This window comes from Rhodococcus sp. 05-2254-2 (assembly GCF_002259095.1).
GTDB lineage: Bacteria > Actinomycetota > Actinomycetes > Mycobacteriales > Mycobacteriaceae > Rhodococcoides.
In genome coordinates this window covers 73,702-88,145 of sequence record NZ_NOZJ01000016.1, presented here as the reverse complement: position 1 = coordinate 88,145, position 14,444 = coordinate 73,702, and the positions used below count along the sequence as shown (strand labels likewise).

Sequence of the window (14,444 nt, the reverse complement as noted above, 5' to 3'; positions counted from 1 at the left end):
GTGACCAAGTCGGTGTCATCGCCAGAGAAAGCCAGAAGGTTGGTAATGGATTACGACGTTGTTGTTGTTGGGGCGCGATGTGCCGGCGCTTCGGTGGCACTGCTGTTAGCCAGACAGGGGCGAAGTGTTCTGCTGGTCGATAGGGCCTCCTTTCCGGCGGACACCATGTCCACGTTGTATATCCAGCACCCTGGGGTCGTGAGACTCGCACAGTGGGGGATGCTCGATGATGTTGTGGCCTCCGGTTGTCCGCCTTTGGGCACTATTAGTCACGATGTGGATGGACTGAGTCTGATCGCTGCTACCCCGGCGAAGGACGGTGTTAATGCCGCTTACGCACCACGGCGGTACATACTCGACGATCTACTCATTCGAGCTGCCGTGTCAGCGGGCGCGGAGTTCTCGGATCGGACGTCGGTCCTAGAATTGATTTGGCACGACGAACGCGTCGCCGGAGTTCGCCTCCGGAGTGGAAATTCGACCACATCGGTGTCTGCTCGATTGGTTATTGGGGCCGACGGTATGCGATCAAAGGTCGCGGAACTTGTTCAGGCACCGATCCTCCGATCGGCACCCATAGCAAGCTGCGTGTACTACACCTTCTGGCAAGGCTTGCGAACAGGATTCGGATTCCATGAGCGAGTCGGCCGCTGGATAGCCCGTATTCCAACACATGACGACCTGACAATTGTGGCAGCTTACCTGCCGCAGAGCGAATTCTCGGTCGTTCGGCGGGACCCGCAGAGGGCGTACTTGTCCGCGATCGAATCGACAGCGCCGGATTTATACGAACAAATTATGGCACTCGACCGAGTGGATCGGTGGTGGGGTACGGGGGACCAACGCAACTATTTCCGTAAATCGCACGGTCCGGGCTGGGCATTGACGGGGGATGCGGCTCACCACCTTGACTCGATCAGCGCCCGCGGCATCACCAATGCGCTGATTCAAGCCGACCTGCTCACCGATTCTATTTCCGGGGTGGATGTCGGGAACTCGGTCGCAGTAGATGAGGCGATGGTGCACTTTGCACTGTCGACAGGAGCTGTTCTAGAGGAGCCGTACATGAGTACTCTCGCCCTGGCGAAGCTTCAACCGACGAAGTCCCGGTTGCGCATGCTGCATGCCATTGCCAATTCGCCCGAACTTACATCTCGGTACTTCGGTTTGGTTTCGGGGGCCATCGGGATGCGCGAATTTATGTCGGCCGAGCTCGTCGACTTGTTGTAGCTTGCTGATGAAATATTTCGGGTCTGAATCTAACGCTGAGGGTGGTCACCCGAGTGGTTCGCAAGGAAGTGTTTTGCTGGGCGCTGAAAGGGTTGAGCATTGATCCCGTTGTCTTTTGCGCAGCGTAGGCTGTGGTTTATCCACCAGTTGGAGGGATTGTCGTCAACTTACAATATTCCTCTGGTCTTACGCCTGACTGGTGAGCTCAGTGTTCATTCGCTGGGCAGGGCAATCGGCGATGTCGTGAGTCGACACGAAAGTTTGCGGACTGTTTTCCCCTCCCATGAGGGTGTGCCGGAGCAGCGTGTTCTTGGCTCGGCCGACGCAGACTTCGGCTGGGACGTAGTCGAAGCGTCAGGGTGGTCGACAGACGCGTTGAACGATGCAGTCGCACAGGCAGTGGGATACAAATTCGACCTCAGCTTTGAGATTCCGTTCCGAGCGCAGCTCTTCAGACTATCGGCCGATCAGCATGTATTGGTGCTCCTGATGCATCACATCGCGTCAGACGGCCAGTCCCTCACGCCCCTCGTACGCGACGTCGGGCTGGCGTACAGGGCCCATGTGGGCGTAGAGGTGCCTGCCTGGGTGCCGTTGCCATTGCGATATCGGGATTACACGCTCCGTCAGCGTGAGTCGCTCGGCGACGAGTCCGACCCCGACAGTGCGCTGAGCCGGCACCTCCTTTACTGGAAGAACACGCTAGCCGGATACGAGGGGCGGCTTGAGCTCCCAACCGACCGCCCTTATCCGGTCGTGGCCGACTATCGAGGCAATCGAATCCCCATCGAATGGCCCGTGTCGATGCAAGAGCAGGTGCGACAGTTGGCCCGGGAGCATCGTTCTACCGGCTTCATGGTGATTTCGACGGCGCTGGCGGTGCTGTTGTCCGAACTAAGCGGCACCTCCGATGTCGCTTTCGGTGTTCCAACTACGGGCCGACGTGACGCTGATCTTGCGGAGATGGTCGGTTTCTTCGCCAACACAGTAGTGCTCCGCGTTGATGTGTCTGCCAGTTCGACGTTCCGTCGCCTCTTGCAAAAAGTACGGGACGCGGTTTTGGACGCATTGGCCCACCAGGATGTCCCGTTCGACGCGCTGGTGGATCTCGTCAAACCTGCTCGGTCACAATCGCATCACCCACTGGTCCAGGTCATGCTCGGATGGCAGAACCAGATCTCCACGGAGTTGGACTTGCCGGGGGTGCTGGCAGAGGCGGTACCCACCATTTCTCGACAGGCCCGGATGGACTTGACCTTCAGTCTCCGGGAGCGGTACTCCGAGTTCGGCGAGCCGCAGGGAATCGACGGAGTGGTCGAGTACCGCTCTGATGTCTACGACGCTGCATCGGTCGAGACCATGATCGTCAGGCTTGGGCGAATCATCGCCGAGATGATCGCCGTGATCGACCAGCCAGTCATCTCGATCGACGTACTAGACAGAAACGAACACACTCATCTTGACCGCCTGGGCAATCGTTCTGCGCACTCTCAGACTGCCGCCAGTATATCCATAGCCGAACTGTTTGCAGCACAGGCGAATCGAGCGCCGGAAGCGCACGCCATGGTTTTCGAGGATCAGGTATGGACTTACAGGGAAGTTGACGAGGCCTCCACGCAACTGGCACATCTACTAGCCGTTCGTGGGGTACGCGGAGGAGAAGTTGTTGCTCTCATGCTCCCGCGTTCCAACAAGACAGTAATCGCGATCCTGGCAGTGTTGAAACTGGGCGCAACCTATGTACCCATTGACATCAAGCACCCCGATGAGCGGGTGGCGTTCATCTTGGGCGATGCCGCTCCAGCTGCCCTCGTGACCACTGCCGAACTGACTTGCCGGGTAGACTGTTTTGGTATCGAAGTTGTGGATGTCGACGACGACGCGATTGCCGTGCAGCCGGTTACGGCTCTGCCTGCGCCAGAGGCCGGCCAAGTCGCGTACATCATCTACACCTCCGGTACCACCGGTGTCCCCAAAGGGGTTGCCGTTACCCAGGCGAGCGTCACGCGATTGTTCAGCTCGACGGCTCCGGGGTTCGTGCCGTCCTCAAACCAGGTGTGGTCACTCTTCCACTCCTACGCGTTCGATGTGTCGGTATGGGAGATGTGGGGCGCGCTGCTACACGGTGGCCGACTGGTTGTCGTACCTGGAGAAATTGCCCAGTCCGCCAACGACTTTCATCAACTACTGCGAGACCAGAACGTATCCGTTCTGAGTCAGACACCGTCAGCATTTTATGCTCTGCAGGCAGTCGACATGCGCCGGCCGGGCGAGTCTCGGCTGAGCGGTCTAGAAGCGATTGTCTTCGCAGGCGAAGCTCTCGAACCGTCGAAGTTGCGACCTTGGCTAGATCAGCTGGATTCCTGGCCGCACCTGATCAACATGTACGGCACCACAGAGACCACCGTCCACGCATCGTTCCGGAGGATCGTTTCTTCTGACCTCGACAGCCATGTCAGTCCCGTGGGCGGTCCGCTTGCTGACCTTGCCTTCTTCGTATTGAATACCGGTCTCCGCCGCGTGCCGGTAGGAGTAGTCGGAGAGTTGTATGTGGCAGGTCATGGTGTCGGCCTGGGCTACTTGAAACGCATGGGGCTGACGGCGTCGCGGTTTGTTGCTTCTCCGCTCGGCCCGCCGGGCTCGCGGATGTACCGGACGGGTGACGTAGTGCGGTGGAACCGCGAGGGCGAGCTGGAGTATGTGGGCCGCTCGGACGACCAGGTGAAGATCCGTGGTTTTCGTGTTGAACCGGGTGAGGTCGAGGCTGCTCTTTCCCGTGTCGCGGGGGTGGAGCGCGCCGCGGTCGTGGTGAGGTCTTCGAGTTCGGGCAAGCAGCTGATCGGCTACGTCGTACCTGCGGAGACCGGTCCAAAAGTAAATGGTGCTGTGGTGCGTGGTGATGTGGCCGCGCACCTACCGGAGTACATGGTCCCCACAGTGGTGATGATCGTCGATGACCTACCGCTTACGGTCAACGGCAAGTTAGACAAGCAGGCATTGCCGAATCCAGAGTTCGCAGGCGGATCCTACCGAAATCCGTCGACCTTGGTTGAGGGAATTTTGGCTGAAATCTTTGCGCGTGTGCTGGACCTACCGCGGGTAGGGGTGGACGACTCGTTCTTCGACCTCGGCGGAAATTCGCTATCGGCGATGCGAGTGATCGCGGCCGTGCAGGAGTCGTTTGATTCATCGATCGGCGTGAAGGCGCTCTGGGAAGCCTCAACGGTATCGGGGTTCGCACGGTTGGTGGGTGGATCGCCGGGTGGCGGCGTGGCATGGGTCCCAGTAGCTCGTCCCAAGCGATTGCCGTTGTCGTTCGCTCAGCGTCGGCTGTGGTTCATCCACCAGATGGAAGGGCAGTCGGCGACGTACAACATACCGCTACTGATTCAGATTACCGGTTCTTTGGATGTCTGTGCGCTGCGCGCGGCGATCGCTGATGTTGTGGAGCGGCACGAGAGTCTGCGGACAGTGTTTCCAGCGGTGGCTGGTGTGCCGGAGCAGCGTGTCCTTGCAGCTGAGACTGACTTCGACTGGGACATCATTGACGCCACCACCTGGACGGAACTTCAAATATCCGACGCAGCGCGTGTTCGGGGTCAGCATGCTTTCGACCTAGCCGAAGACCTTCCTTTCCGCGCGGCGCTGTTTGTCGTGTCTGCCACTGACCATCGTCTGGTCGTGGTCATGCACCACATTGCAGTCGACGGGGGGTCACTTCCTCCGCTCCTGCGTGACCTATGGAGCGCCTACGGAGTCCGCGCTGCGGGCGAGTCGCCTTCCTGGTCGCCACTTCCCGTCCAGTACGCCGACTACACGCTTTGGCAACACGCTCTGCTGGGTGACGAAGCGGATTCGCAAAGCGTGCTCGCCGGGCAGTTGAAATTCTGGGAACACGCCCTGAAAGATCTACCCAGCAGGTTGGAGCTTCCCACGGACCGGTCGTACCCGGCGGAGACCGACACGAATGGGGGTCGAGTCGTCGTCGACCTGCCCGCGGATTTCCATGAATTGGCGCAGCGGATCGCGCGGGAACGCAATGCGACGACGTTCATGGTGATGTCGGCGGCGCTTTCGGTGCTGTTGGCGCGTTTGAGCGGGAGCGCGGATGTGGCGTTCGGGGTGCCGACGGCGGGGCGGGGGCGAACCGAGTTTGACGGCATGGTCGGGTTTTTCGTCAACACGCTGGTGTTGCGTACGCGGGTTTCAGCCGAGATGAACTTCGGTGATTTGTTGGAGGAGGTACGGGAGCGGAGCCTGGACGCGTTCGCGAACCAAGATGTGCCGTTCGATGCGCTTGTCGAGCGCCTCAATCCGGTCCGTACGCAGGCTCACCATCCGTTGATCCAAATCCTGTTCGCCTGGCAGAACGACCCGGTCCCCGACATCTCGGTGCCGGGTCTCGACGTGGAGACGGCGTCAGTCGACATCGGAGCCGCTCGAATGGACCTGGCATTCAGCCTGCGCGAGCGGTTCACTGCGGACGGTCAGCCCGATGGGATCAGCGGAATCGTCGAGTACCGCACCGACATCTTCAACGCCGAGACCGTAAAGCGCATGGCGGCTCGGTGGCAGCAGCTATTGATTGCGATGGCGGCGGGCCCGGATCGTCCTTTGGCTTCGTTCGACATCCTGGGTGAGGATGAGCTGACGCAGCTGGACGTACTGGGTAACAGGTCGGCTGTGACGGAGTCCGTTGCTGGCGTGTCGATTCCGGAGTTGTTCGCCGAGCAGGTGAGGGTGCGGCCGGACGTCATAGCGGTGGTGTTCGAGGGTCGGTCGTGGACGTATCAGGAGTTGGACGACACATCGACGCAGTTGGCTCATTTGTTGGCTGGGCGTGGGGTGGGAGTAGAGGACGTTGTTGCACTGTTGCTGCCACGTTCGGAACACACTGTGATAGCCATACTTTCGGTGCTGAAGCTGGGTTCTGCTTACTTGCCGATCGACATCAACACCCCTGACGAGCGCCTGGCATTCGTTCTACAAGACGCTGCGCCGGCCGCGATTTTGACCACGGTGAGCCTCGCTGGTCGCGTCAGTAAGTCCGGGGTCCCACTGATAGATGTCGAGGATCCCAAGGTCGCTGAACAGCCGACGACGACGTTGCCGGTGCCGAATGCTGACCTCCTCGCGTACATCATCTACACCTCAGGAACGACAGGCACACCCAAAGGCGTCTCGGTCACCCACCGCGGCGTCAATGACCTCATCGCTACCCACATCGCGCGCCTCGCCAATGTCGAGGACCCGACCACCGGCACTCTGGAACCCCACCACCACGTATGGACGCTGTTCCATTCATACGCATTCGACTTCGCGGTCTGGGAGATGTGCGGCGCGCTTCTGCACGGGGGACGGCTGGTCGTGGTTCCCGAAGAGGTTGCCTACTCTCCTTCCGATTTCCATAACCTGCTCGTAAACGAAGAAGTAACGGTGCTGACCCAGACACCGTCGGCGTTGGCACGGCTGTCTCCCGAGGGGCTACCGTCGATCGCGCTACTTCTACTCGGGGGAGAGACGTGCCCAGCCCAGCTAATCGAGCGATGGGTGACGCCTGAGCGAGCCGTGATCAATGCTTATGGCCCGACCGAGTGCACCGTCTACGTTTCGATGACCGAACCGCTAGTCCCTACAGGGGCAGTGCCGATCGGTGCCGCTGGCTCCGGCACTGCGTTGTTTGTGTTGGATTCCGGTTTGCGGCGGGTTCCGATCGGTGTGGTTGGTGAGTTGTATGTCGCGGGGCGGGGTGTGGCACGCGGTTATGTGCGACGGCCGGGCTTGACGGCATCGCGATTCGTCGCGTGTCCGCTCGGCCCTTTGGGTTCGCGGATGTATCGCACCGGCGATCTGGTTCGTTGGAATCACGACGGCGAGCTGGAGTATGTGGGTCGCTCTGACGATCAGGTGAAGATTCGTGGTTACCGCATCGAAATCGGTGAGATCGAATCGGTGCTCCGGACGGCCCCCGGAGTAGGACAGGCTGCGGTCGTCGTCCATGAGGACCACCCAGGGTACAAACGGCTGATCGGCTACGTCGTTCCCCACACAGACTGGGCGGGCGAGTTGGATGGCAACCAATTGCGCCGCTTGACCGACGCGTGGCTGCCCGAATATATGTCGCTTGCGGCGGTCGTGGTCCTCGATGCATTGCCCATGACGAGTAACGGCAAGCTTGACAAAAAGAGGCTTCCGGTACCTCAACTAGGACAATCGAACCAATACCGAGCACCGACTACTCCACTCGAGGAGAGCCTGGTTGACATCTACGCGCGCGTACTGAATGTGGAGAAAGTTGGAGTCGACGATTCGTTCTTCGATCTAGGCGGCGACAGCATCTCGTCCATTCAGGTGGTGTCCCGGGCCCGGCAAGTCGGTTTGTACTGCAAGCCCCGCGACATCCTGGTGGAGCGAACCGTGGCACGACTTGCCCACGCTCTCCAGCTCTCGGTCCCGGAGCAGTCTCTCCTTCGGCCGGCTGAGGCTGGGCCCGTCACGGCAACGCCGATCATGCGGTGGCTGGCATCTCTCACGGCACCGACAGACGAGTTCAACCAAACCATGTTGTTCCAGGGGCCGCAGCAGGCGAAGTACAGCGACGTGGTGTTGTTACTACAGGCATTGGTCGATCGGCACGCCATGCTCCGGTTGCAGGTGGACAACGCCCCGACTGAGGACGCGGACAACTGCATCGTCCTACCAACAGGCTCGATCAGCGCAGCCGACTGTGTAACCCCCGTCGTGGACTTCTCCGATACCACGTTTGCCAATGCCTTGAGCCGTCTTGACCCGCGTCGAGGAGCCATGGTGCATGGGCTGTGGGCTGAGCGCACCCGCCAGCTGTTGCTCATCGTCCACCACCTCGCGGTCGACGCGGTCTCCTGGGGAATCATCCAAAGGGATCTCGCAACGGGTTGGCGCTGCCTCACCGAGCGGCGAGAAATTACCCTGGATGCCAGCGGCACCTCGTTCCGTGAGTGGTCAACGATGTTGGCGCAGTACGCTGCCGAGCGGAAAGTCACTGACCAGCTTCCGCATTGGCAGCGCATTGAAGCCGTTGCCACCCTGCTGCCCAGCCCGCACCCGACTCCTGGTATCTGGCGCGATGTGGAGCATCTGTCGGTCAGCATCGACACGGAGCTAACCGAAGTGCTGGTAACCGACGTGACTGCGGCTCTGCACATCAACGTTCAGGATCTGCTGCTCATCGCACTCGGTTCTGCCCTCGCTGAACAGCACCAGCACTTCGACGTCCCTTTCCGCATCGACGTGGAGAGCCACGGACGTCGCGATGAAATCGGCAGTGGGATCGATTTGACCAACACCGTCGGATGGTTCACCGCAAAGCACCCGGTCGCTTTGAACGTCGTACCCATGGACCGTGACACTGTTCTGACCGGGGGCTCGGACATGGGTATCTGGATAAAGGACGCCAAGGAACAGCTGCGTGCCCACCCCGACGGAATCACCTACGGTCTTCTCAAGTATCTAGGCACCAACAATCTGTCTGGCGTAGATCCCGCCATCGGCTTCAACTACCTCGGCCGGCGCAGCGTGAGCCAGCTCGACGCACCCCTCGAAGATTGGCGGATCCTCGGACCGACTGAATCGCCTGATGCTCGACGCTTTGGTTCCCGCTCGATGCTGTTGCCGCACACAGTCGGCATCAATGCAGCCGTGCTAGCCGAAGGTTCGCAGTCAGAACTACACGTGTCCTGGAGTTGGACGAGCACACAGGTGGATCGCTCCTATATCACCGAGCTGTACGCGCGCTGGTATGACGTTCTAGCTGGAATTGCGGCGTACGTGCAGAACGGCGGCGGAGGACTGACTCCCTCCGACGTCCTGCCGGCGGTGGTCAATCAGCGGCAGATCGATCAACTCGCACAAATCGTGGAACCAGCAGACCTTCTCCCGCTGACTCCGCTTCAAACCGGGCTGCTTTTCCATCGCCGTTCCGGCAGTAATGAACCCGTAGAGCTGTACACCGTGCAACTGGGTATCGAGATTGCTGGCGTACTCGACGTGCCGCGCTTGCGCGAGGCCGCTCATACAGTCGTCGGACGCCACCCCAACCTAATGGCTCGGTTCGTCTCCGAGGGTTTCCCCGAGCCGGTGCAGATCATTCCGACACGCCCAGACATACCGTGGACGGTAGTTAACGGCTACGAGTGCGATCAGAGGCTGCTGGATGCAGAGCTCGCCGCCTGCGGCAACCTCGTAGATGAGGCACCGCTACGGATTCTCCTTCATCAGACTGGGACGAATAAGCACACGCTGGTGCTATCCGTCCATCACATCGTGGTGGACGGTTGGTCAATCCAGATTCTGCTCAAAGAGATGTTCGCCGTCTACGAACGGGAGACTCTGGCACCCGCGCCCACCTTCCGAAATTACGTCGAGTGGCTATCCGCCCAGGACTGGAGCGCGGCGCGGCGGCATTGGCAGAAGCTGCTGGCGGGACTTCAAACGCCGACCTTGTTAGATCCAGGAGATCGCTTCACTGATGCGCGATCGCTGTTGCGAGTCGACCTCCCTATCGACGTCACGCGTTCTGTTGAGCAGTTGGCTCGCTCGCAAAACACGACCATGAACATCGTGCTACAGGCCGCCTGGGGCCGTCTGCTGGGCGCATTGACTGGCAGCGGAGACGTCGTCTTCGGCACTACCGTATCGGGGCGGCCAGCAGAACTGTTCGGCAGCGAGTCGGCGGTGGGCATGTTCATCAACACCGTCCCGGTAAGAGCATCCCTGACCGCGACGACGACCACGGCTGAACTGATCGGCATGCTGCGGGACGACTACCACGATGGGCTAGACCACCAGTTCGTGGCCCTGGCCGATATCCAGCGCGCCGCGGGACATCAACAACTGTTCGACACCCTCTTCGTCTACGAGAACTACCCACTGAGGATGTCCGGCGGGCAGCTCGAGACAAACGGACTGAGCGTACGCATAGCCTCAAGTCGCGAGTTCACTCACTATCCAATCGCCTTACAGATCTGGCCCGGTCCACAGCTGAGGGTGCGGCTGGAATACCGCATGGCGGTCCTCGACGAGCGGTTGGCCAAGCAAATCCTGGTATGGCTCCAGACACTATTGATTGCGATGGCGGCGGGCCCGGATCGTCCTTTGGCTTCGTTCGACATCCTGGGTGAGGATGAGCTGACGCAGCTGGACGTACTGGGTAACAGGTCGGCTGTGACGGAGTCCGTTGCTGGCGTGTCGATTCCGGAGTTGTTCGCCGAGCAGGTGAGGGTGCGGCCGGACGTCATAGCGGTGGTGTTCGAGGGTCGGTCGTGGACGTATCAGGAGTTGGACGACACATCGACGCAGTTGGCTCATTTGTTGGCTGGGCGTGGGGTGGGAGTAGAGGACGTTGTTGCACTGTTGCTGCCACGTTCGGAACACACTGTGATAGCCATACTTTCGGTGCTGAAGCTGGGTTCTGCTTACTTGCCGATCGACATCAACACCCCTGACGAGCGCCTGGCATTCGTTCTACAAGACGCCAAACCAGCAGCAATAGTGACAACGGTAGCGCAATTGCACCGGGTCGATGAGAGCAAAGTGGCAGTCGTGACCCTCGGGGGCAGGGTCACCGTCGAACCTCCCACTGTCACCTTTCCATTCCCCCATCCAGAACTGACGGCCTATGTCATCTACACCTCAGGAACGACAGGCACACCCAAAGGCGTCTCGGTCACCCACCAGAACGTGACGCAACTGTTCACCAGACCCGCACGGACGTCCGAATTGTCGCCAGGACAGGTGTGGTCGATGTTCCATTCGTACTCGTTCGATGTGTCGGTGTGGGAGATGTGGGGCGCTCTGCTGCACGGTGGCCGCTTAGTCATAGCCTCTGAGGACACGGCCAACTCTGCCACCGACTTTCATGACCTACTTGTGAACGAAAGTGTTTCGGTTCTGACCCAGACCCCGTCCGCCCTCGGCCGGCTGTCACCGCAGCGGCTGAGCGCATTGAGGACCATTTTTGTGGGGGGTGAGGCGTGCTCGCCCGAACTTGTCGATCGGTGGGCTTCAGGCCGAGAAATGATCAACTCCTACGGTCCTACCGAAAGCACCGTTTACGCCTCTATGAGTGCGCCCATGAAGCCTGGTCATGGAGCTCCTATCGGTACGCCGGTGCCGGGTGATGCGTTGTTTGTGTTGGATTCCGGTTTGCGGCGGGTTCCGATCGGTGTGGTTGGTGAGTTGTATGTCGCGGGGCGGGGTGTGGCACGCGGTTATGTGCGACGGCCGGGCTTGACGGCATCGCGATTCGTCGCGTGTCCGCTCGGCCCTTTGGGTTCGCGGATGTATCGCACCGGCGATCTGGTTCGTTGGAATCACGACGGCGAGCTGGAGTATGTGGGTCGCTCTGACGATCAGGTGAAGATTCGTGGTTACCGCATCGAAATCGGTGAAGTGGAAGCAACACTCGCTGCCTTGACCGGAGTGGAGCGTGCGGCAGTGGTGGCCCGTGATACCGATACCGGCAAGCAGTTGATTGGCTACGTCGTACCTACCGAGGTGTCTGCGGGAATCGATGGTGGGGCGCTGCGCGAACGAGTTGCCGCGCGATTGCCTGCGTACATGGTTCCGGCCGTGGTGATGGTCATCGACGAGTTGCCGTTAACTGTCAACGGCAAGCTGGACAAATGGGCGTTGCCCGAGCCGCAATTCGCCAGCGGCGTTCACAGAGCGCCGTCATCTCCGGTTGAAGAAATTATCTCCGGCATTTTCACGAAGGTTCTCGACCTGCCGCGAGTCAGCGTGGACGACTCCTTCTTCGACCTGGGCGGCAACTCGCTCTCTGCGATGCGTGTCGTAGCCGCCGTGCAGGAAACCTTCGACTGTGAAATCAGCGTCCGTGCACTCATGGAAGCCCCCACCGTAGCGGGCCTGAGCAAACAACTCTTCAACTGGTCCAGTTCCGACGAGATACCTCAGGTCGTGAAGTTGTGCCGAGGGCCAGGGCGTCCACTTTTCTGCATACACCCTGGTGGGGGCGTCAGCTGGGCGTACCGCGCCTTGGGAAGCATCGTGCAGCGCCCAATATTCGCTATTCAGCAAACCGTCGACGGCGAACGTCCGCGTACGGTCCGCGAAATGGCCGGCGAGTATGCCGACCTCGTCCAGTCAGTCCAGCCCGATGGGCCCTACGACCTGCTGGGATGGTCCTTCGGTGGTGTCGTCGCCCACCAGATGGCTACCGTGCTGGAACGGAGAGGGGCGCACGTACGTCGGCTAATACTGTTGGACGCAGCTCTAGTAGAACCCGGTACGACACGCTCGCCAGACGCGGATTTCAATGAGACCGACGTCCTGCGGCATTTCGTGTCCAAGAACGTCGACCTGCCCGATCTGAAAGAATTGACCTCTTACGAGCAGGCCACGGAATGGCTGGAAACTCATTCGTCACTCGGCGCAGCTATTCCGCCAGCTTGGATGATCAGCCACGTCGTTCGCAATCTCCGATTCAATTCTGACCTCTGGCACGGCCACACACCGGACCTATTCGGGGGCGGCGCTGTGGTGTTCCAGGGAAGCGATCACGAACGCGATCCAGGTTATTCAAGAGACTGGACACGTTTTATCGCTCGTCCAGTCACGGAGATCGCAGTGGAGTGCGAACACAACGACATGTTGAGTCCCGATGCGTTGGACGCCTACGGCGACCGGCTGCGTGCAGAACTGGAAGGCGACGATTATGAGTAAACCAGGCGAGTTTCCTTATGAGGCAGGTATTCATCCCAAGGGCTATGTGTCTAGGCCATGGACGATCAGGCAATTGGCTGGGCTTGGCGACGGCGTAGACACCAATAGGCGGTTCCATTATCTCCTCGACCAAGGCGAGACAGGTCTTTCGTTGGCTTTCGACCTGCCCACCCAGCTCGGACTCGACCCGGACGATCCAACGGCTGCCGGTGAGGTCGGTCGCGCCGGGGTCTCGGTGTCCACCGTCGACGACTTGGCCGCAGTGTTCGACGGAATACCGCTGGATCAGGTGTCAGTCTCTTTCACCATCAATGCGACCGCACCGATGATCTTGGCCCTATGGATCGTGGTTGCCGAAGAATCAGGCGTCAACCCTGCGCTATTACGTGGCACTTTGCAGAACGAAATGCTGAAAGAGCACGCGGCTCGCAAGGCGTTCGTGTTCGACTTGGACGACAGCTTCCGCTTCTCGTTAGACGTTATCGAGTACTGCATACGCAACTTGCCCAAGGTCAATCCGGTATCGATCTCGGGTGGACACGCCCGTGAAGCCGGTGCGAGCCGAGCAATGGAAGTGGCGCTCGGCATCGCTGATGCGGAGACGTACTTGCAAGGGATGCTGGAGCGGGGGTTTACCGTCGACGAGGTCGCACCCCGGCTCAGCTTCATCTTTGGGACCCATATGGAGGTTCTTGCCGAGGCGGCCAAGTTCCGTGTCCTACGCAGGATGTATGCCCGCCGCATGGTGGACCTCTTCGGCGCTGCTGACGCGAAGTCGAGCCGCATGCGTGTTCAGGTCAATACTTTCGGCTCCGCTCTCGCCGCCTCCGAACCGCTCAACAACATCGCGCGTACGACCATTCAGGCCGTAGCGGCCGTCCTCGGCGGGGTGCAGTCTCTGCATGTGTGCGGCTTCGACGAGGCCGAACAAACGCCTGGGCAGCTATCGGCACGCATTGCGCTGAGGATTCAGCAGATCATCTTGAAGGAAACCGATCTAGCCAGATACGTCGACCCCCTCGGCGGGTCCGAGGCAATAGCTCGCATCGCCGATGAAATCGAAGCAGAGGCTACGGGGTGGCTAGATGACATCGCTGCCCATGGTGGCTTGTTGGACTGTCTGCGCAGTGGCTGGCTGGAATCGCGCATTGACGACATGGCCTACGCCACCCGCGGCCCCGTCGTCGGCGTCGTCGAAGCCGAGAGTTCCGAAGAAGAGGAGTGGCTCACTGAAAGGCAACTGCGTTCGGGTGTCGTACCGGGCCGCCGCCGTCCCTTCGAGCGCGGGGTTTGTAGCGCAGAACTACGTGCTGTGACCGATGACGTGGCCGCGGGCCGCAATGTCATGAATTCGATGATCGCAGCAGCACGGGCTCGGGCCAGCATCGGCCAAATGCAACGGGCGGTGGCAGAAGGGCTCGAATCGAAATGACCGCATCTAACCGGAGCAGCAGCAGTCCGGGTCAATCCCGTACCCAAACACACTCAAGGGT

The 14,444-nt window shown here is 60.1% G+C and carries 3 protein-coding genes; all 3 read left to right on the top strand.

Annotated features, from left to right (window positions below):
* Positions 1 to 45: 45 nt before the first annotated feature.
* The 3 genes from CH283_RS18900 (at position 46) to CH283_RS18890 (ending at position 14,383) form a co-directional block, all read left to right on the top strand.
* Positions 46 to 1,230 carry an NAD(P)/FAD-dependent oxidoreductase gene (locus tag CH283_RS18900; RefSeq protein WP_015586168.1) on the top strand — a complete coding sequence of 395 codons (1,185 nt, stop codon included), beginning with the start codon at positions 46 to 48 and terminating at the stop codon, positions 1,228 to 1,230.
* Positions 1,231 to 1,329: 99 nt separating this feature from the next.
* Positions 1,330 to 12,951 (top strand): non-ribosomal peptide synthetase, encoded by an 11,622-nt coding sequence (locus CH283_RS18895; RefSeq protein WP_094617247.1) that lies wholly within the window; start codon positions 1,330 to 1,332, stop codon positions 12,949 to 12,951.
* Entirely contained in the window at positions 12,920 to 14,383 is a 1,464-nt protein-coding gene (locus CH283_RS18890; RefSeq protein ID WP_032364855.1) for a methylmalonyl-CoA mutase family protein, read from the top strand. Before CH283_RS18895 ends, CH283_RS18890 begins: the two co-directional genes overlap by 32 nt.
* Positions 14,384 to 14,444: the final 61 nt, after the last annotated feature.

What these genes read in the sequence shown, in the direction of transcription:
- CH283_RS18900 (WP_015586168.1), top strand. Translation starts at nt 46, where the DNA reads ATGGATTACGACGTTGTTGTTGTTGGGGCGCGATGTGCCGGCGCTTCG.